Consider the following 18,770-nt stretch of genomic DNA (forward strand, 5'->3'; position numbering starts at 1 on the left):
GGATGAGTAAGCTGGTTCCTATCAAATTATTCTCTCTCGCTTTTAGGCAACTGTTAAGAGATATAAGAGCAGGCGAGTTACGAATTTTATTCTTTGCTTTAATGATAGCTGTTACTTGTAGCACCGCTATTGGTTACTTTAGTGCTCGTTTACAAGCTTCAATGGAGACAAAAGCTGGTGAATTTTTAGCGGCAGACCTTGTTATTAGTGGTAGTTCTCCTGCAACCACTGAACAAATTAATGAAGGTGAAAAACTAGGCTTAACACAAGCCAAAACAGTTTCTTTTAGTACTGTTGTCATTAATCAAGATGAGATGCAGTTAGTAGGTGTTAAAGCGGTAGATAATAACTATCCCTTACGTGGACAACTAAAATACAAAACTGCTTTTGATATAACAGAACAAACAACATCTAATGGCCCTCCTGCTGGTGAAGTATGGGCTGAACAACGCTTATTTATCGCATTAAACGTTAACTTAGGGGATATGATTAATATTGGTAATGCTCAATTACGCGTCACCAAAATTCTAACTTATGAACCTGATCGCTCAATGGATTTTTATACGTTAAACCCTCATATTCTTATGAATATGTCTGATCTACCTGCCACCAATGCCATACAACCTGGTAGTCGTGCTAGTTATCGGCAACTTTGGGCAGGTACAGCAGAAGCCATCAATCAATATCACACCAAAATCACACCAACCATTGCCCCTCACCAACGTATTTTAACAGGGAAAGATGGCAATATTCAGCTAAACAATACACTGAGTAGAGGTGAAAACTATTTAAACTTAGCTAGCTTAGTAGCTATCTTGTTAGCCAGTGTAGCAGTTGCTCTCTCAGCCAATCAGTTTGCTACTCAACGTTTTGATAGTAGTGCATTACTGCGTTGTTTAGGTCTATCACGCAAGCAAGTGCTAATACTTTATACACTGCAACTTGCTTATATTGGCTTAATCGCCTGTATCTTAGGCGCTGCTTTAGGTTGGTTAGTACAATTAGGTTTATTTAAATTACTTGCTGGATTAGTTAGTGGCGTTCTTCCTTCTGTTGGCCTATCTCCAGCTTTAGCTGGTATAGCTACAGGCTTAATTGCTTTGGCAGGCTTTGCTATTCCGCCCTTAGCCGCATTGGGTAATACACCACCAATCCGTGTCTTACGCCAAGACATTTTCCCTACACCTCCTCGTAGTTGGTTTGTTTACGGTCTTGCTATCCTAGCTTTAGCCATTATCATGTGGAGACTTAGTTTAGATATTAGGTTAACTCTTTCACTAATGGGAGGCGGCTTAATAGCTATTGCTATGCTAGGTGGCCTATTATTATGGGGATTAAAAGGTTTAAGAAAACTATTAACAAAAGCCTCTTTACCTTGGCGATTAGGATTAGGACAATTACTCCACTATCCAATACGTGCTATTGGTCAAATTTTAGCCTTTGGTGTTATTTTAATGGCTATGGCTTTGATTATCTTACTACGTAGTGAATTATTAGATACATGGCAAAAGCAACTTCCGAAAAATGCGCCTAACTATTTTGCTATGAATATTACTGATGCTGAATTACCGCTATTTCAAGAACAGGTAAAGCAACTGTCTAACCATATTGCTCCCTATTATCCAATTATTGCTGGACGCTTAACAGAAGTAAAAGGAACGCCTGTTGCGCAACTAAACTTAACAGGTCGTGGAGATAATGCTACCCACCGTGACCTTAGCTTGACTTGGACAGCAGAACTGCCCAGTGAAAATATCATTACCAGTGGTGCATGGTGGTCTGACTCAACTGAAGATAAAACATTAGTTAAAGTTTCTTTAGAAGACGAATTAGCAAAAAGTTTAGGAGCCAATATAGGTGATCAACTGACCTTTGTAATTGGTGGTGTTGAATATAAAACCATTATGACCAGTACACGGAAAATTAATTGGGATAATTTTCAACCAAACTTCTTTGTAATCTTTGATCCAGAAAGTGTACAAAACATACCTGCTACTTATTTAACAAGCTTTTATATTGCTACTGGGCACGATAAAGAAATTGTTGAACTAGCAAGAAATTTTCCAACTGTTACCTTGCTGGATATTGATGGGTTACTAAAACAATTAAATACCATCCTTTCTCAAGTGACTATTGCTGTAGAATATATTTTATTATTTGTCTTATTGGCAGGTATTACGGTGCTATTTGCTGGCTTACAATCCACGTTAGATAATCGTATTCGCCAAGGTGCTTTATTAAGAACATTAGGTGCCAAAAGACAACTACTAAAACAAACACAAATTGCAGAGTTTGCTTTATTAGGTGCTATGGCTGGTGGTTTAGCTGCAATAGGTTGTGAAGTGATTAGTGGATTACTGTACCACTTTACTTTAAAAATTAGTTGGCACTTTCATCCTTGGTTATTGATATTACCTGTGATTGGGGCGATACTTATTGGCTGCATAGGTGTATGGGGCACTCGACGTACCATTAATAGTAGCCCCCTACAAGTATTGCGCGAAGGTTAATTTATTTAAAAATGCTAATATTTTAGAGAATCTATGAGTCGTTATCGTCCACCACGAAAAGCTGGTACTGCTCTTATTACCCCAGAAGGTGAAGCTAAATTACGGGCTGAACTACATGAGTTATGGCATGTAAAACGCCCCAAAATCACCCAATCAGTTAGTGAAGCAGCTGCCCAAGGTGATCGTTCTGAAAATGCTGAATATACCTATGGCAAAAAAATGCTACGGGAAATAGATAGCCGTGTACGTTTTCTAACTAAACGTCTAGAAGCATTAAAAGTAGTAGATCAACCACCTACCGATCAAACAAAAGTTTATTTTGCTGCATGGGTTAGTTTAGAGGATGAACAAGGTACAGAAATGCGTTGCCGTATTGTCGGCCCCGATGAATTAGACTTAAAAAACAATCATATTAGTATTGACTCTCCTCTAGCCAGAGCATTACTAGGAAAAACATTAGATGCAGAAGTAATGGTACAAACACCAACGGGTATTAAACGTTGGTATATTCTAGATATAACTTATTAAATGTTATGACCAATAGCTTGTTTGCGGTTCTTAAAAAACTTAAGCCTTTTTGGCTTACCCTACGACCTACTTGTTTACTGTGCCTAACAACAATTAAAAACAGCACATTAGCTATTTGTGACGATTGCAGAAAAGATTTACCTGCTATAATACAAGGTTGTCAATATTGTGGTTTACCTATTCCACATCAGGGTATTTGTGGACAATGTCTACAACAACCTCCTAGCTATCATAAGATTATAGCCCCTTATCGTTATGACTTCCCTATTGCCCAACTTATTGCTAAATTTAAATACCAACAACAATGGCCTATGGGGTATCTACTAGCATCACTATTAATAGAATACTTACAGCAAAATTATAATAATAGCTTAGCCAAACCACAGTATTTAATCCCTGTCCCACAGTCTAAACAACGATTACGACAACGAGGTTTTAACCAAGCAGAAATGCTTGCTAAATGGTTAGGTAAAAATTTAACTATACCCACCCAATACCATTTACTTACTAGGGTGATAGATACACCACCCCAACAACAACTTTCTGCTAAAAAGCGATTACAAAACTTAAAAAATGCATTTAATATTAATCCTTCTATCAATATTAACAATGCACATTTAGCTATTGTTGACGATGTGGTTACCACAGGTGCAACAGCTAATATTTTAACTAAAATACTCTATAAAGCAGGCGCTACCAGAGTGGATATTTATACAATTGCTAGAACGCCACAAACTTTTAAATAAAACCTAAGTTTATTATCTATTAACCAGTGATTTGTACTATAATTTCGCACTAAATTTTAAATTGACAATGGACATAGTATGAGCAAACCATTTTCTGATACCTCTCAACAGCCAACCTTTCAACTTAAAGGAACTATGCTGGCCATCACTGTATTTGAACTTGCTCATTTTAATATTGAACGTCTAACAAAAGAACTCACTGCTAAGGTTAAAGAAGCACCAGAGTTTTTTGGTACCATTCCAATGGTACTAAGTATTGATAAACTAGATATCCCTTTAACAAAAGTAGAACTTAAAGGGTTAATTACTCTTTTTAAAGAATTCAATATTCAACTAATGGGCTTGCGTACAGATGATGAAAAATCAGTGATCACAGCCCACAAATTAGGTTTAGTTGTATTACCTCCAACAGGCGCTAGAGAAAAACTTATTGAAATTGCAGTTAATCGTCCTATTGTTGCAGAACCAACCTCAACAGAGCCTATAACTGAAACGCCAGAGCCAGAACAACAAGTATCTGCTGATGGACAACAGCAACTCCCTATAGAAGAAGCACAGCAAGCTATAGATACTGCTATTGTTACTAATGAGAATATACCTGAACTAACCAATGAAGCAATAATCACTGAGGGAGATGCTCTCAATGGAGAGATTATTGCAGCTAATGTAACCACACATGCTGAAACAACTAAATCTAAACATCAACCAAAACCTACTATGATTGTTGCAACACCTGTGCGTAGTGGTCAACAAATTAAAGCTGATGACTGTGACTTAATTGTAACCTCTAATATCAGTACTGGTGCAGAGCTAATGGCAGATGGTAACATTCATATTTACGGTATTATGCGTGGAAGAGCCATGGCAGGCTTCCATGGCAATAACAAAGCACGTATTTTTTGCGCGCATTTAACGGGTGAACTTATTTCTATTGCAGGACAGATGATTACTGAGGAAGAACTAAGACGGCACCCTTTATGGGGAAAACCAGCTCAGTTATATCTCGAAGAAAATCAGTTAACTATTACCCCCCTTTCTTAAGTATGATTAGACTTTAAAAGGTGTTTATAAAAGGTTATTATGTTCAGCAATTTTATAGTTTTATCATCTATTAACTAAATTTATTATATTGAGGTGGAAGCTTGGCCAAAATTATTGTAGTCACTTCTGGTAAAGGTGGCGTAGGGAAAACAACTACGAGTGCAGCAATAGGTACAGGATTAGCCTTGCGTGGTTTAAAAACAGCTGTTATTGATTTTGATGTTGGTTTAAGAAACCTTGACTTAATCATGGGCTGTGAACGCCGTGTGGTATATGACTTTGTTAATGTTATTAATGGCGATGCAACGCTAACCCAAGCATTGATTAAAGACAAACGTGTAGAAAACCTTTTTATTCTTGCAGCAAGCCAAACACGTGATAAAGATGCCTTAACCGTAGAAGGTGTTGAAAAAGTCATTAACGAACTTTCTGAAACTTTTGACTATATTATCTGCGACTCCCCTGCTGGTATTGAAAAAGGTGCCCATCTTGCCATGTACTTTGCAGATGAAGCTGTTGTTGTGACTAATCCAGAAGTTTCTTCAGTGCGTGACTCTGATCGTATGCTAGGTCTTTTAGCGAGCAAATCACGTCGTGCTGAAAAGAATGAAACACCTATTAAAGAACATCTATTAGTTACTCGCTACTCTCCTGAGCGTGTAGAAAAAGGTGAAATGTTAGGTATTGAAGATGTAAAAGAAATTCTATCCATTGAGCTAATTGGTGTCATCCCTGAATCAAAAGCTATTCTTAAAGCTTCTAACCAAGGGATTCCTGTAGTATTAGATGATCAAAGTGATGCAGGCCAAGCCTATAATGATGCTGTAGATAGACTGCTAGGTAAAACTGTACCTTATCGCTTCTTAGAATTACCTAAGAAAGGAATTTTTCAACGCTTATTCGGAGGTAATGAATGAGTATCCTAGATTTCTTCCGAAGCAAGAAGCAACCCAATAGTGCATCTATCGCTAAGGAACGTTTACAAATTATTGTTGCCCACGAACGAGGGAGACATTCACAACCTGATTATTTACCACAATTACAGAAAGATTTACTAGATGTAATTCGTAAATATATTCCTATTGAACAGGATCAAATACAAGTAGAGTTAGCTACTCAAGATAACTGTTCAGTACTTGAGTTAAATATTACTCTACCTGAATCAGAAGGGCGCTAATTTATTAGCGCCTTCTTCATTACTACTCAATATAGTTATTTGCACTTTGATATAAAGAGATATTTATGCCGTTATCTTCTATCGAAATAATCTATGAGTGCCCTTCTTTTCTTATTGTTAATAAGCCGCCCTACCTACTGTCTGTACCTGGTCGAGCTGAAGATAATAAAGATTGCTTAATCACTCGCCTACAACAAAATGGTTATCCAGAAGCATTGATAGTCCATAGACTTGATTGGGAAACTTCTGGCTTATTAGTTATAGCACGCGACCCTGATAGCCATCGAGAACTTTCTCGACAATTTCAAGACAGAGAAACTCAAAAATCTTATACTGCACTATGTTGGGGAATACCTAATTTAGACAGTGGTTCTATTGATTTACCGTTACGTTATGATCCTATTAATAAACCTCGCCATATTATAGATTATCAACAAGGCCGCCATGCCCTAACCTTTTGGAAAGTATTAGAACGCCATGATTACCATAGCCGTTTAGAGCTAACCCCTATTACAGGAAGATCTCATCAACTACGGGTACATCTATTATCTATTGGCCATCCTATTTTAGGTGATAAGTTATATGCTCATGAAGATGCTCTAGAAGAGCAACCACGACTATGTTTACATGCTACTGAGCTATCCATCACACACCCAACTACAAAAGAACGATTATTCTTTGAAAGTCCTGCTCCTTTTTAATAAAATATTGTATAATTTGTTACAAACTGCTTATTTATTACAAAAATATTGATCTATATTGTAGTAAATTAGTTATATAAGTGCTAAAAATGTTGCATTAATAGTTAGTTAGTATTAACTTTATGTTATAATGTTTTCAACAAGTTTATGAATTGTTCTTTAAAGAAGGATCGAGTTAATGAATACTCTTCGCCGGATTGCTACTACATTTATTCTTGCTCTAGGCATAATTGTTGCGCCTGCTTATGCTGCTACAGACTATGCAGAACAAAGTAAATATGAAGACCCTCGTTTTGATGTTAATGCACCACCTGCTTATGCAATGGTTGGTGATTTAGTAATTGCTCGCCCTATGGGTGCAGTACTAACAGTAATTGGAACAGGTGTATTCTTAGTTACTTTACCTTTCTCAGCATTAGGTGGTAATGTTGGTGAAGCAGCTGATGCTTTAGTGGCTGAGCCTGCTCGATTAACTTTTGCTCGTTGCTTAGGTTGTACAACCACTCATAAAGCATACAGCGCTGATAATCAATAATTATTTTTAGTACTGTTTTATAAATTTTTAAAAAGCTGTTTATAGCAATATAAACAGCTTTTTTTATAGTTATTGATATTAGTTAAACTAAAACTTCATTAACAATTGCCATAACATCATTATATTTGTTAGGTGTTATTCATGTCTTTTACATCGTTTATAAAACAACTTTTCGCTTTTAATAGTAAAAAGGAAATGTATGCATTAGGCATATCTCCTACTCTTTTAAAACAAGCTAAACAAGGTGATAGTAGAGCTCAACTAGAAATAGCTGGCCATTATTTTGCAACCAAACAAGAGAATTTTTTAGTAAAAGCTATTTATTGGTTTGAGCTATCTGCAAATAATCAAAATCCTGATGCTATGTTTAGTCTTGCAACACTTTATTATCGGGGTGTAGGTATAAAGCAAGATTTACAAAAAGCACTCTCTTGGTATCAACAAGCAGCCAAACTTGGACAACCCAAGGCAATCCAAACAATCAATAAAGTTATCATCTCTCTGTTAGAGCAAAAAGCAGAACAAAATGATCATGAAGCTATGTATGAGCTAGCTAATCACTATTTAGCAGGTGATATTACTGAAACTGATTATCAAATGGCTAAATACTGGTATGAAAAGGCGGTTGAGCTAGGCAATACTAAAGCACTGGTAAACCTTGCTACTTTGTATGATAACGGATTAGGTACTTCACAAGATCCTAAACAAGCAGCTAACTTGTATTTACAAGCAGCGAAAAATCATAATGATGTAGCCATGTTAAATATTGGTATTTTATATCTAACAGGTGAAGGCATTGATAAAGATATTAATGAGGCCATTTATTGGTTAGAGCAAGCTTTCCAGCAAGGTAATGCAAAAGCCGCCTATAATTTGGGGACCATCTACTATTTTGGTGAAGTAGCACCCCAAAACTATAGCAAGGCAATAGACTACTTTTTAGAAGCCGCCAAAATTGGCTCCAGTGATGCTATGTACAATCTTGGCATCATTTATCAAACAGGCAAAGGTCTCCAGCAAGACCTAAGTCAGGCAAAGTCTTGGTTTGAACAAGCCAGTTTATTAGGTCATGAACAAGCTACCTATCAACTTAATACCAACCAGCTTAATCAATATATACAAGAGGCTTCAACAGGTAATCGCCAAGCTATTAAAAACTATATCAACTTATGTGCTACAGCTAAGATAAAAATTGATAATGAACAGTTAATTACTTGGCTTCACAAAGCTGCCAATAATGGTGATAGCCATGCCATGATTGACATTGGTAATTTTTATGCAAATGGCACAGCTCCCATTACTCAAGACTACCAACAGGCAATTAATTGGTTTATAAAAGCTAGTGAACTAAATAATGATCAAGCTATGAATCTTATTGGTTCTGCCTACTTACTAGGTCAAGGTGTAGCACAAAATAATCAATTAGCTATACAATGGTTTGAGAAAGCGGCTGCCTTAAATAATGATAAGGCCATGTTTAATATAGCAAATATTTATTTGAACGATGCATCTATTACCCATAACTATCAGCAAGCCTACTACTGGCTTACAAAAGCTGCTGAACTCGGTAATAATGCAGCAATGCAATCATTAAGTTATATCTATCAGCATGGACTAGGTGTAGAAAAAGACCTACAAAAAGCTAATTATTGGCAACAACAATCCAAGCAATAACTCATTGATATATGAAGTAAACATAGCCATCTATAACTTGTACATCTTGTTCATTATGTCAAAAAAACTCTAAAGATCATTATGACTACAATATACTTTAGTCATAATAACCCATCATATCACTATCATATTGATTCTTATACTATTATACTTTGGTATAATAATTGATAACTCATCTACTACAAACAATAAATCTATTACAAGTAAATGATGAGGTACTTCAATATGTATTGCGTACAGTGTGAACAAACAATGAGAACGCCACAAGGAAATGGTTGTGCTTATGCTAAAGGAATGTGTGGTAAAACAGCGGAAACATCAGATTTACAAGACTTACTAATAGCTACTTTACAAAGCTTATCAGCATGGGCTATTAAGGCAAATGAACTCAATATCATTGATACAGAAGTTAATTTTTTCTCTCCTAAGGCTTTCTTCTCCACTTTAACCAATGTTAACTTTGATTCTAGCCGTATTATTGAATATGCCATGGAAGCTATTCAATTAAGAGATCAACTTATCAAGCAATGTCAAACTAAAGATGCTACTGTACAATTAGATCATCCCCTTGCTTTATTACAATTGCAGGGCAATACCATTGAAGCATTACAACAACAAGCTAAAGATTTTTCTTTAAAATCAAAAAAAGAAATTAGCGAAGATGTACACGGTTTGAGAATGCTTTGCCTATATGGTTTAAAAGGCGCAGCCGCCTATATGGAACACGCCCATGTGTTAGATCAAGCTGATAATAATATACACTTACAATACCATCAAATCATGAGTTGGCTTGGAACTGAACCAACAGATATCAATGCATTATTAGATAATGCAATGGCTATTGGTCAAATGAATTTTGGGATCATGGAATTATTAGATAAGGGAGAAACCAGTAACTTTGGTGATCCTGTACCAACCACTGTGAATACCAAGCCTGTAAAAGGTAAATGTATTGTTGTCTCTGGTCATGATTTAAAAGATCTTTATGCACTACTAGAACAAACTGAAGGCAAAGGTATTAATGTTTATACCCATGGTGAAATGTTACCTGCCCATGCCTACCCTGCTTTTCATAAATTTAAACACCTAGTAGGTAACTATGGTAGTGCTTGGCAAAATCAACAAAAAGAATTTGCTGATTTTCCTGGCCCTATTATCATGACATCCAATTGTATTATTGATCCTAATGTAGGCAACTATCAAGATCGTATTTGGACACGTAGCATGGTAGGCTGGCCTGAAGTCAACCATATAGCAGATAGAGACTTCTCAAAAGTTATTCAGCAAGCCTTGAGTTTATCTGGTTTTCAGCATACAGAGGTAGAACACTCAATCACTATAGGCTTTGCTCGTAAAACATTATTAGGTGCAGCAGATACTGTTCTTAACCTTGTTAGCCAACAAAAATTACGTCATATATTCTTAGTAGGTGGTTGTGATGGCAGTCGTGATGAGCGTAATTACTATAATGACTTCGCTATGAATGTTCCGCAAGACTGTGCCATTCTTACCTTAGGCTGTGGCAAATATCGTTTTAATAAGGAAAGCTTTGGTGACATTGAGGGTCTACCAAGACTAATAGATGTCGGGCAATGTAATGATGCCTATTCAGCCGTTATACTAGCAGTTCATTTATCAGAAAGATTAGGCTGTACAGTTAACGATTTGCCATTAACACTTGTGCTTTCTTGGTTTGAACAAAAAGCTATTGTTATTTTACTCACACTATTATCACTAGGCGTTAAAAACATCTATGCAGGACCAACCTTACCCGCTTTTTTAACGCCTAACCTCATTAATATTATTGTTGAAAAATTTGATTTACATCCAACAACAATCGCAGAACAAGATCTTAATAAAATTTTAGCCGCTTAAATCTATAAAAAGGGATATTTTTTATCCCTTTTATAAGAATCTCCTGTTATCTATAACTTATAAACATGACAAGCAGTAATAAAATGTATAAAATAAAGGAATGCGACATTTTGTCCATATAAGTAATAAGCCATATGTGAGAAAATGTCGCATATAAAATATTAACATTTTATTTCGCTGGAGGAGTACAGTGTTTAAACGCAAGGCATTAAAGCGTTTTAACATTTACTTGGGCTTGTTTGCCATATTACTGATTACAATTTGTCCAGTAATTACTCAAACGATCGCTCTATTAGGCGAGTCATCTCAAAATACACCTAATCATGCACCTTCATTAAACCATTTTGAATGTGCCTCTCAGTTTTACAAAGAGAATCATCTAAACCCTAGTGATTTTTTAGAGACTAAAACAGAACCACCTCTTTTCTCAAAGGATACCTCTAACAATACAGAAGACAGCAATAACATTGTAAATTGTGGTTATTGTGATTTATTGCATACTGCCTCAATATTAGTAGCATTTTATACAACCATATTTACCCCCCCAAAACAACAACCTATTATTAGGGTTACTGATCCTTACCTTCTTTCCCTTAACTACTGGTCCATTCTTAGTAGAGCTCCTCCTTCAACCAAAGCAATTGTTTAGTAAGAATTTTCATATTCTCAACGTTATTTTTATAGTTAATTAATAAATTTGTTGTTTGTTTAATTGATAGAAAGTTTGTGCCATGTTTTGCACTGTAGCATTTCTGCCTACATAAGCTTTCATAAATTAAAAGCACCGTGATTGTTAATTACATACTCGATTGGAGAGTTTTGATGAAAAATCGAGAACAATGGTTTCCACCATTAAGCAAACATTTGCTTTTAATCGTAATTATAAAAGTACTGATACTTTATTGTCTCTGGTACAGACTGGTTCGTCTTTATAAAGTGAAATTTAATGTTCACGATATTTATAACGTGCAATCAGGTCAGTTTTTATCAGAAGGAGCTAAATCATGATAGACGGTAGTGCTGTTGATCTTGCCAGATTGCAGTTTGCAATCACTGGGATGTATCACTTTATCTTTGTACCCTTAACGCTAGGGTTGGTATGGATTCTAGTTATTATGGAATCTGTTTATGTTATTACTGGTAAAGAAATTTATAAGGAGATGACCAAATTCTGGGGAAAACTCTTCGGGATTAACTTTGCTCTAGGAGTGACTACTGGTATTACTATGGAATTCCAGTTTGGTACTAACTGGGCTTATTACTCTCATTATGTGGGTGATATCTTTGGTGCACCACTTGCTATTGAAGGTTTAATGGCATTCTTCTTAGAGTCTACCATGATTGGCCTATTCTTCTTTGGCTGGAATAGACTATCCAAAGGTAAACACTTATTGGTCACAATCTTATTAGCACTAGGCTCCAACCTCTCTGCTGTATTGATTCTGATTGCCAACGGCTGGATGCAAGACCCTCTTGGCGCGCATTTTAACCCTATTACTATGCGTATGGAGTTAAATAGTTTTGCTGATATCGTCTTTAACCCAATGGCACAAGAGAAATTTGTTCATACTGTTTCTGCAGGTTATGTAACAGGCTCAATGTTTGTGCTTGGTATTTCTGGTTGGTATTTATTAAAAGGCAAATATATAGACTTTGCTAAACGCTCTTTCTGTGTAGCAGCTGCCTTTGGTATTGCCTCAGCTTTCAGTGTGGTGATATTAGGTGACGAATCGGGTTACTCTGTTACTCAATCTCAAAAATCTAAATTAGCAGCATTAGAAGGTATGTGGGAAAGTGAAGAAGCTCCTGCTGGCTTTACTCTATTTGCTATTCCTGATGAAGAAGCAGAGACTAACCACTATGAAATTAGAATTCCATATGTATTAGGTATCATTACTACACGTTCTTTTGATACTAAACTACCTGGTATTAAAGATATTCGCGCTCAAAATGAGCAACGTATTACTAGTGGTATTCAAGCAGTTTTAGCACTAAATATTCTAAAAGATAAAACTAGAACAGCTGAGCATGATGCGGCAATGCAACAATTACAAGCGCATCAAGCAGATTTAGGCTATGGTCTACTTGTTCACCAATACGTTGAAAAAGTTGAGGATGCTACACCTGCCATTATCAAACAGGCTGCTCACAATAGTGTACCTAAAGTGGCTCCACTATTCTGGTCATTCCGTGTAATGGTTGCCTTAGGCTTCCTCTTTATCTTCATGTTTATCTATGCATTCCGTCTTTCAATTAAAGATACCATGCAAGAAAAACGTTGGTTCCTTAAAGTTTGCTTATACTCCATCCCATTACCATGGATTGCCATCATGTGCGGTTGGTTCCTAGCTGAATATGGTCGTCAACCTTGGACTGTATTTGGTGTATTACCTACTTATCTGTCACCTTCCTCTGTTGGTGCAGGTTCTGTACTAGCATCATTAATTGGCTTTATTGTGTTCTATACAGGTTTACTAATAGCGGAAATGTATTTGATGTTTAAATATGCTCGCTTAGGCCCTGTTGTGCTAACTGAACCAGTTAAGTAGGATGCAAGGAGATAAATCATGTTAGATTATGAAATACTAAAACTTATCTGGTGGCTAATAATCGGTGTTGTTTTATTCGGTTTTGCCATCATGGATGGACACGATATGGGTGTTGGTACATTGCTTCCTTTCTTAGGAAAAAATGATAAAGAACGCCGTATTATAATTAATAGTGTGGCACCACACTGGGATGGTAACCAAGTCTGGTTTATTACTGCAGGTGCAGGTGTATTTGCGGCATGGCCAGTGGTTTATTCCATTGCCTTCTCTGGTCTTTATTGGGCTATGTTACTTTTATTAGCTGCCTTATTCTTTAGACCTGTTGGCTTTGAATACCGCTCTAAAATAGCCAGCGATAGATGGCGTAAAAATTGGGACTGGGGTATTTTCGTAGGTAGTGCTATTCCTTCATTATTATTTGGGGTGGCTTTTGGTAACCTATTATTAGGTATTCCATTCCACTTAGATGATAATATGCGTTCTTTCTATGATGGTAACTTCTTCCAATTATTACATCCATTTGCTCTTGTTTGTGGTGTAGTAAGTTTGACGTTATTAACCTTACAAGGTGCTACCTTCTTGGCACATCGTACTGAAGGTGCATTACAAGCTCGTGTAATTAAAGCAGCACGCATAGCAGGTCTTGTTATGTTGATTTGCTTTAGTATTGCAGGCATTTGGGTATTCTTTCTGAAAGGAATAGTAATTGATACTATGCCTGATCCTAAAGAAATTATTAACCCATTAATGAAAACAGCTCATGTTGAAGAGGGTGCATGGTTAAATAACTATAAAGCAATACCTGCTCTATGGATTATACCTGTACTAGTTTATGTAATGGTGCTTACCACATTAGGCTTACAAGCGATGAAACGTACCTTATTAGCCTTTGTAACTTCATCTTTAGCTGTAGCTTGTACTATCCTAACAGCCGCTGTTGCTCTATTCCCATTTGTACTTCCATCTGCGGTTGACCCTAGTATGAGTATTACATTATGGGATGGTACATCAAGCTATTACACCTTAGTCGTTATGTTAATCGTGGTAATTATCTTTGTACCTATGATTCTTACTTATACCGCATGGTCTTACTACGTAATGCGTGGTAAATTAAATGTTGAGTATATCGAAGCAAACGACAAAACTTTATATTAAGGAGAACCATTATGTGGTATTTTGCTTGGTTTTTAGGTGTTGGCTTCGCTGTACTATTAGCTGTAGTCAATGCATTATGGTATGAATCACGTCTTGAAGGTAAAAATACTGACAAGAAAGATTAGTAACTAATAAAAAATAGGGTCTTATCATTTAAGGCCCTATTTTTATTTTAATTATAATAATTATTTATATTACTAACCTTTTCCATCTATAGCTAAAAAAAATATTAAGTCAAACCATTTAATCTTAATAACATCTGTTAAATCTAAAGCCAATATGTATCCTTACTCAAGAGTACGATAATTAGGATGGTTAGCCGCTTCTAACATCTGCTTATCCCCCTCTGAATCACCATAGGCATAAAGCTCATAATGGGATAAATCACCTAACAATTTCTGTAAACGGTTTACTTTCTCTTGGCAACGGCAGTTAGCTCCCTGCAACTTACCAGTAAATATATCGTCTTGTTCTTCTAGGGTTGTACAAAGCAAATCATCAAAACCTAAATCTTTTGCAGCTTTTTCTAAATAAAGATTCAATGACGCACTCACCATTACCAAACGATGCCCTTGTTCTTTATGCCATTTAATACGTTTAAGTGCCTTGGGTCTAATCAAAGGAGTGAAAGAACTCGCATAGCCCGCTCCTAATACTTTTAGGTGCTTAACCGATTGATTAGTAAACAATGCTGCTACTATTTTTTCTTTAAAAAAATCACGATTAGATAGCTTTAAAACAACTTTAACTGCTTCAGGTAGTAATTTAATAAATACTTTATAAACTTTCACTTTACCAAATGCCCAGTAAAGAAAGGGAACAAAGGTGTCTTTTGTTGTAATAGTAACATCAAAATCAAAGGCAGCAACAACTGGCTTATCTGTCATTAAATTATCCTTAAAATATAAAGTTAATAGCCAAAACAACAAAAGGTTCAAATAATTGAACCTTTTATCCAGTATTAATATTACTATTTACGTGTTAGCGCGATAAACTCTTTAGCAAACTCATCCACTTTTTGCCAATTAGTATAATTATATTCCTTACTTAAATCTTGTTTTTCACCATCCATCCACATAATAAACTTAATTAAAATCTTATCGTACCAAGTATAACGTGGATAACGTAAAGAACCTGCAAAAACACCTTTTAAAGTGGGTTTCCATGGTGTTTTTGCTAAAAATCTACGAGCATAACCATTGGTTTCAGGTGTATCTTTTCCTGGCTTTCTAGCTGTCAAATTAACACAAAAGAAAGCCGAGTTTTTTTCATTCAATGTTTTATAGTTCTTTTCAATAAAATCCAAAAAAGGTTTATCAAATTTGTTATAGCGAATTGCTGCCCCCATTAGAATTGTAGAGTATTCATTCAAATCTAACTCTGGCATTTTCCATAAATCATAAACTTCATGTTCAATATCTTCAGCTTCTTCAGTCATGCGTAAAACTATTTTAGAGATGATTGCAAATGTCTGACCATCGATGGTTGAATACAGCAACAATGCTTTCTTTTTCATAGTGAGCTAACTCTTAACATGTCGTATTACATAGTTAATAAATGCTGAACAGTATATTAAGATAAGCTATTAATATCAATTACTATTAATATTTATAATTATGTAAAAATAACTACAAAATAGTGACAAAATACAAGATATTATTATATTACACTTGTTATAATATGTTACATGTTCATGGATAAAACAGGTAAGTTAGTTATGATGAATAAAAATACGTTACAAATTAATAAACAAGATGGATCACTAACAATAAAGAATTACCCTATAGTACTTAAAAAAGGGACTACTAGAGAAGAAATAGGTACCGTTTTAACACACCTCTATCGTTCTAATATTGACTATAAAAATGGCACTGAATGGATGTTTTTTGAAGAAATAGAGTTTAGTGAATGCCCTTGTACACTGGGCTTATATATTGATCATGGCGTTCTAACTGAAGCAAAAATCACTATTGTTCCAGTTCACTCAGATCGTTCTGCAGCTGGTTGGTCATCTAATGCAACTGTTGATGAAGCTGTTTTATTGGCTTTAATTGAATACAGAATTCAACTATCACGTCCTTTTAAAGAAGGCACAGAGTTTTTTGATTGGGGTGAAGTTTGGTGCTTGCCAGACTACAAACGCTCTGAAATGAACTCAGGCATCAAATATAAATAAGATTATCCCTTAGCTTATAAAGCTAAGGGATAATTTATTAATCATTATTTTGTTTACCAATTGCTTCCAATACATATTGTGGTAAAGCAAAAGCGGCATAATGCATAGCAGGATTATAATAACGAGTTTTAATATTTGCTTTATTAAAACGAGCCTTTAACTCATCAAGGGATGTATAGCGTAATTCTTTGTCTTTACTCCCCCAAGCAAAAGTCATATCACCACCAATATAAGTAGGCACCGCTGCACGATAAAAATGCCAATCCGCAAACAAGCCTTGCATTTTATTAGCTGTACTCTTTACTTCATCTAATTGCATAAAAGGTGTGCCATTCTGAGTAACCAATACACCTTTTTCAGTTAAACAACGATGACAAGCTTGATAAAAATTCTCAGTAAATAAGACTTCTGCTGGCCCAATAGGATCTGTAGAGTCTGAAATAATTACATCATATTTTTGTGACGTATTAGCCACAAACTCCATACCATCGCCAATCACAAGCTCTAATCTAGGATCTTGATAAGCGCCAGCTGAATGATTAGGTAAATATTTAGTACAAAGGTCAATAACCCCTCTATCAATTTCTACCATAGTAATTTTTTCTATGGTTGCATGGCGACATACCTCACGCAGCATTCCCCCATCACCACCACCAATAATTAATACACTTTTCACATTACCATGTGCCATAATGGGAAGGTGAGCCATCATTTCATGGTAAATAAATTCATCAGCTTCTGTAGTTTGAATAACACCATCTAAGGCCATTACAGTGCCCATTTTTCCATTACGGAAAATGACTAATTTCTGATGGTCTGTTTGGGTTTCAAATAACATTTCATCAATACTAAAACGTTGACCATAATCAGGATACAGGGTTTCTAAATAATCACTCATTACTCTTTCCACAATATCAAATTAAATTTATTGGCTGCAATTAGGGCAACTGATTTTACCTGTGCGACGATGATAGATCACTTCTGTTCCCTCATCTACTGGCTCACCACAATGATCACATACAGTAGCACAAGTTAATACTTCTTTATCAAATGATTCTAAGTCAACAAACTCATCACCTACTTTAATGGGCCATGGTTTATCCTTTACTACATCAGGTCGGAATTTTTCTTCATACTGGTGCCAAACATGGCGTTGCTCATCCGTTAAACCATGGTCTTTGAAGGTATCATCTAAAATAACACGACGATGATCCATTAAATCATCTGAAATCACCATCCAATGATGTAAATTACGAGGACGTTGACCAAAATGAACATGTTCACGAGTAAACAAATACTTCATAAAAGAAAATTGTTTTTCAACTAAACGTGTTTTACTCACATTAGCAAAAAAAGGAGCTAAGCGTTCATCCTCATAAACTCGATCATAAAAATCGATCAATACAGTCCTAACTTTCGCACCATCATCTAACTGATGCCACACCTCTAAATTTGGTTCTGGGTCTGGCTTTTCTTCCGTTAGCCACATCGGTATTTGTTGTGAATAAGGGCCACGAATTTGAATCATTGTATCTGGCTGTAATTCACCTTGTAGCCAAGTTAATGTTGCAGGGGCTGTATCAGCTAATAACTCAACAGTAAGCACCCACTCACCATCAGTTTCTACTACTTTAACTACCGCCTCATCAGTTGTACCATCAATGATTTTAAAGGTATCCCCTACTTCAAACTTACGACTTCTACCTAACTCAATCGTAAAACGATATTTAGGCTGTGCTGCTGTCGGCTGCTCTACAGCCATTAAGAAAGCATCTGTGATAACATCATCAGGACTTAATGGTGCAATGGTCATATCTGTTGTTGGAATACAACGACAAGTCAATACATAGCCTTTTTCTTTTTGGTAATCTGACAAGCCAAGTTGTGCTTCTGCAGGGATATCACCCTCTAAACAACGCACAGCACAAGTTTGACAAGAACCACCACGACACGAAAAAGGTATTGAAACGCCACTACGAATAAAACCATCTAATACAGTTTCATCAGGCTTAATTTCTACTACATTCGTTTCAAAATAAACACGCTTATTTGACATTATTACTATTTCCATACAAAAACTAGTGCTATTGTACAGGTTAATAA

Annotated in this window: 19 protein-coding genes; 15 read left to right on the plus strand and 4 right to left on the minus strand. The window is 35.9% G+C overall.

All coding sequences use genetic code 11. The features are described from left to right. Positions 1–2 precede the first annotated feature (2 nt). From ACQVD9_RS10070 to cydX, 14 genes are all read left to right on the plus strand, one after another. On the plus strand, positions 3–2,510 hold the full coding sequence (locus ACQVD9_RS10070) for an ABC transporter permease (protein WP_264745905.1): 2,508 nt from the start codon (positions 3–5) through the stop codon (positions 2,508–2,510). 33 nt (positions 2,511–2,543) lie between these two features. After that, the gene (greB, locus tag ACQVD9_RS10075) at positions 2,544–3,038 is read left to right on the plus strand and encodes a transcription elongation factor GreB (RefSeq protein WP_264745906.1); all 495 of its coding nucleotides are present in this window, start codon (positions 2,544–2,546) and stop codon (positions 3,036–3,038) included. Between the two features lie 5 nt (positions 3,039–3,043). Further along, positions 3,044–3,784 (plus strand): ComFC family protein, encoded by a 741-nt coding sequence (locus ACQVD9_RS10080; protein WP_264745907.1) that lies wholly within the window; start codon positions 3,044–3,046, stop codon positions 3,782–3,784. 78 nt (positions 3,785–3,862) lie between these two features. Beyond that, positions 3,863–4,825 carry a septum site-determining protein MinC gene (gene minC, locus ACQVD9_RS10085; protein WP_264745908.1) on the plus strand — a complete coding sequence of 321 codons (963 nt, stop codon included), beginning with the start codon at positions 3,863–3,865 and terminating at the stop codon, positions 4,823–4,825. 101 nt (positions 4,826–4,926) lie between these two features. Next, positions 4,927–5,742, plus strand: a complete 816-nt coding sequence (gene minD / locus ACQVD9_RS10090) for a septum site-determining protein MinD (RefSeq protein ID WP_264745909.1) — start codon at positions 4,927–4,929, stop codon at positions 5,740–5,742. Continuing rightward, the gene (gene minE / locus ACQVD9_RS10095) at positions 5,739–6,002 is read left to right on the plus strand and encodes a cell division topological specificity factor MinE (RefSeq protein ID WP_264745910.1); all 264 of its coding nucleotides are present in this window, start codon (positions 5,739–5,741) and stop codon (positions 6,000–6,002) included. The genes minD and minE overlap by 4 nt, the downstream gene beginning before the upstream one ends. 65 nt (positions 6,003–6,067) lie before the next feature. After that, positions 6,068–6,703, plus strand: a complete 636-nt coding sequence (locus ACQVD9_RS10100; RefSeq protein ID WP_264745911.1) for an RluA family pseudouridine synthase — start codon at positions 6,068–6,070, stop codon at positions 6,701–6,703. A 178-nt stretch (positions 6,704–6,881) separates the two neighbouring features. Continuing rightward, a complete protein-coding gene (locus ACQVD9_RS10105) occupies positions 6,882–7,238 on the plus strand; it encodes a multidrug transporter (protein WP_264745912.1) in 357 nt (118 codons plus the stop codon). A 141-nt stretch (positions 7,239–7,379) separates the two neighbouring features. After that, on the plus strand, positions 7,380–8,912 hold the full coding sequence (locus ACQVD9_RS10110) for an SEL1-like repeat protein (protein ID WP_264745913.1): 1,533 nt from the start codon (positions 7,380–7,382) through the stop codon (positions 8,910–8,912). A gap of 225 nt (positions 8,913–9,137) precedes the next feature. Next, a complete protein-coding gene (hcp, locus tag ACQVD9_RS10115; protein ID WP_264745914.1) occupies positions 9,138–10,787 on the plus strand; it encodes a hydroxylamine reductase in 1,650 nt (549 codons plus the stop codon). 190 nt (positions 10,788–10,977) lie between these two features. Next, on the plus strand, positions 10,978–11,436 hold the full coding sequence (locus ACQVD9_RS10120; RefSeq protein WP_264745915.1) for a DUF2946 family protein: 459 nt from the start codon (positions 10,978–10,980) through the stop codon (positions 11,434–11,436). Between the two features lie 355 nt (positions 11,437–11,791). Beyond that, positions 11,792–13,336 (plus strand): cytochrome ubiquinol oxidase subunit I, encoded by a 1,545-nt coding sequence (locus tag ACQVD9_RS10125; RefSeq protein ID WP_264745916.1) that lies wholly within the window; start codon positions 11,792–11,794, stop codon positions 13,334–13,336. A gap of 18 nt (positions 13,337–13,354) precedes the next feature. Then, on the plus strand, positions 13,355–14,491 hold the full coding sequence (gene cydB, locus ACQVD9_RS10130; protein ID WP_264745917.1) for a cytochrome d ubiquinol oxidase subunit II: 1,137 nt from the start codon (positions 13,355–13,357) through the stop codon (positions 14,489–14,491). An 11-nt stretch (positions 14,492–14,502) separates the two neighbouring features. After that, positions 14,503–14,616 (plus strand): cytochrome bd-I oxidase subunit CydX, encoded by a 114-nt coding sequence (gene cydX / locus ACQVD9_RS10135; protein ID WP_264745918.1) that lies wholly within the window; start codon positions 14,503–14,505, stop codon positions 14,614–14,616. 162 nt (positions 14,617–14,778) lie between these two features. Here cydX and ACQVD9_RS10140 read toward each other — a convergent pair whose 3' ends face one another. Together ACQVD9_RS10140 and hemG are read right to left on the minus strand one after the other, a co-directional pair. Next, the gene (locus tag ACQVD9_RS10140) at positions 14,779–15,378 is read right to left on the minus strand and encodes an HAD-IB family hydrolase (protein WP_264745919.1); all 600 of its coding nucleotides are present in this window, start codon (positions 15,376–15,378) and stop codon (positions 14,779–14,781) included. A gap of 83 nt (positions 15,379–15,461) precedes the next feature. Continuing rightward, positions 15,462–16,007: a menaquinone-dependent protoporphyrinogen IX dehydrogenase gene (hemG, locus tag ACQVD9_RS10145; RefSeq protein ID WP_264745920.1), complete on the minus strand. Its 546-nt coding sequence runs from the start codon at positions 16,005–16,007 to the stop codon at positions 15,462–15,464. A 201-nt stretch (positions 16,008–16,208) separates the two neighbouring features. Here hemG and ACQVD9_RS10150 point away from each other — a divergent pair, with 201 nt between their 5' ends. Beyond that, positions 16,209–16,667 carry a hypothetical protein gene (locus tag ACQVD9_RS10150; RefSeq protein WP_264745921.1) on the plus strand — a complete coding sequence of 153 codons (459 nt, stop codon included), beginning with the start codon at positions 16,209–16,211 and terminating at the stop codon, positions 16,665–16,667. A 37-nt stretch (positions 16,668–16,704) separates the two neighbouring features. Here ACQVD9_RS10150 and speE read toward each other — a convergent pair whose 3' ends face one another. Further along, complete coding sequence (speE, locus tag ACQVD9_RS10155) at positions 16,705–17,565, minus strand: polyamine aminopropyltransferase (RefSeq protein WP_264745922.1); 861 nt, start codon at positions 17,563–17,565, stop codon at positions 16,705–16,707. 27 nt (positions 17,566–17,592) lie between these two features. Further along, entirely contained in the window at positions 17,593–18,723 is a 1,131-nt protein-coding gene (locus tag ACQVD9_RS10160; RefSeq protein WP_264745923.1) for a 2Fe-2S iron-sulfur cluster-binding protein, read from the minus strand. Positions 18,724–18,770: the final 47 nt, after the last annotated feature.

The sequence above is a fragment of the Entomomonas sp. E7T21 genome, from assembly GCF_058693955.1.

Excerpts from the sequence above, each read along its gene's own strand:
- ACQVD9_RS10070 (WP_264745905.1), top strand. The coding sequence starts at position 3 with ATGAGTAAGCTGGTTCCTATCAAATTATTCTCTCTCGCTTTTAGGCAA.
- greB (WP_264745906.1), top strand. The coding sequence starts at position 2,544 with ATGAGTCGTTATCGTCCACCACGAAAAGCTGGTACTGCTCTTATTACC.
- ACQVD9_RS10080 (WP_264745907.1), top strand. The coding sequence starts at position 3,044 with ATGACCAATAGCTTGTTTGCGGTTCTTAAAAAACTTAAGCCTTTTTGG.
- minC (WP_264745908.1), top strand. The coding sequence starts at position 3,863 with ATGAGCAAACCATTTTCTGATACCTCTCAACAGCCAACCTTTCAACTT.
- minE (WP_264745910.1), top strand. The coding sequence starts at position 5,739 with ATGAGTATCCTAGATTTCTTCCGAAGCAAGAAGCAACCCAATAGTGCA.
- ACQVD9_RS10100 (WP_264745911.1), top strand. The coding sequence starts at position 6,068 with ATGCCGTTATCTTCTATCGAAATAATCTATGAGTGCCCTTCTTTTCTT.
- ACQVD9_RS10105 (WP_264745912.1), top strand. The coding sequence starts at position 6,882 with ATGAATACTCTTCGCCGGATTGCTACTACATTTATTCTTGCTCTAGGC.
- ACQVD9_RS10110 (WP_264745913.1), top strand. The coding sequence starts at position 7,380 with ATGTCTTTTACATCGTTTATAAAACAACTTTTCGCTTTTAATAGTAAA.
- hcp (WP_264745914.1), top strand. The coding sequence starts at position 9,138 with ATGTATTGCGTACAGTGTGAACAAACAATGAGAACGCCACAAGGAAAT.
- ACQVD9_RS10125 (WP_264745916.1), top strand. The coding sequence starts at position 11,792 with ATGATAGACGGTAGTGCTGTTGATCTTGCCAGATTGCAGTTTGCAATC.
- cydB (WP_264745917.1), top strand. The coding sequence starts at position 13,355 with ATGTTAGATTATGAAATACTAAAACTTATCTGGTGGCTAATAATCGGT.
- cydX (WP_264745918.1), top strand. The coding sequence starts at position 14,503 with ATGTGGTATTTTGCTTGGTTTTTAGGTGTTGGCTTCGCTGTACTATTA.
- ACQVD9_RS10140 (WP_264745919.1), bottom strand. The coding sequence starts at position 15,378 with ATGACAGATAAGCCAGTTGTTGCTGCCTTTGATTTTGATGTTACTATT.
- hemG (WP_264745920.1), bottom strand. The coding sequence starts at position 16,007 with ATGAAAAAGAAAGCATTGTTGCTGTATTCAACCATCGATGGTCAGACA.
- ACQVD9_RS10150 (WP_264745921.1), top strand. The coding sequence starts at position 16,209 with ATGATGAATAAAAATACGTTACAAATTAATAAACAAGATGGATCACTA.
- speE (WP_264745922.1), bottom strand. The coding sequence starts at position 17,565 with ATGAGTGATTATTTAGAAACCCTGTATCCTGATTATGGTCAACGTTTT.
- ACQVD9_RS10160 (WP_264745923.1), bottom strand. The coding sequence starts at position 18,723 with ATGTCAAATAAGCGTGTTTATTTTGAAACGAATGTAGTAGAAATTAAG.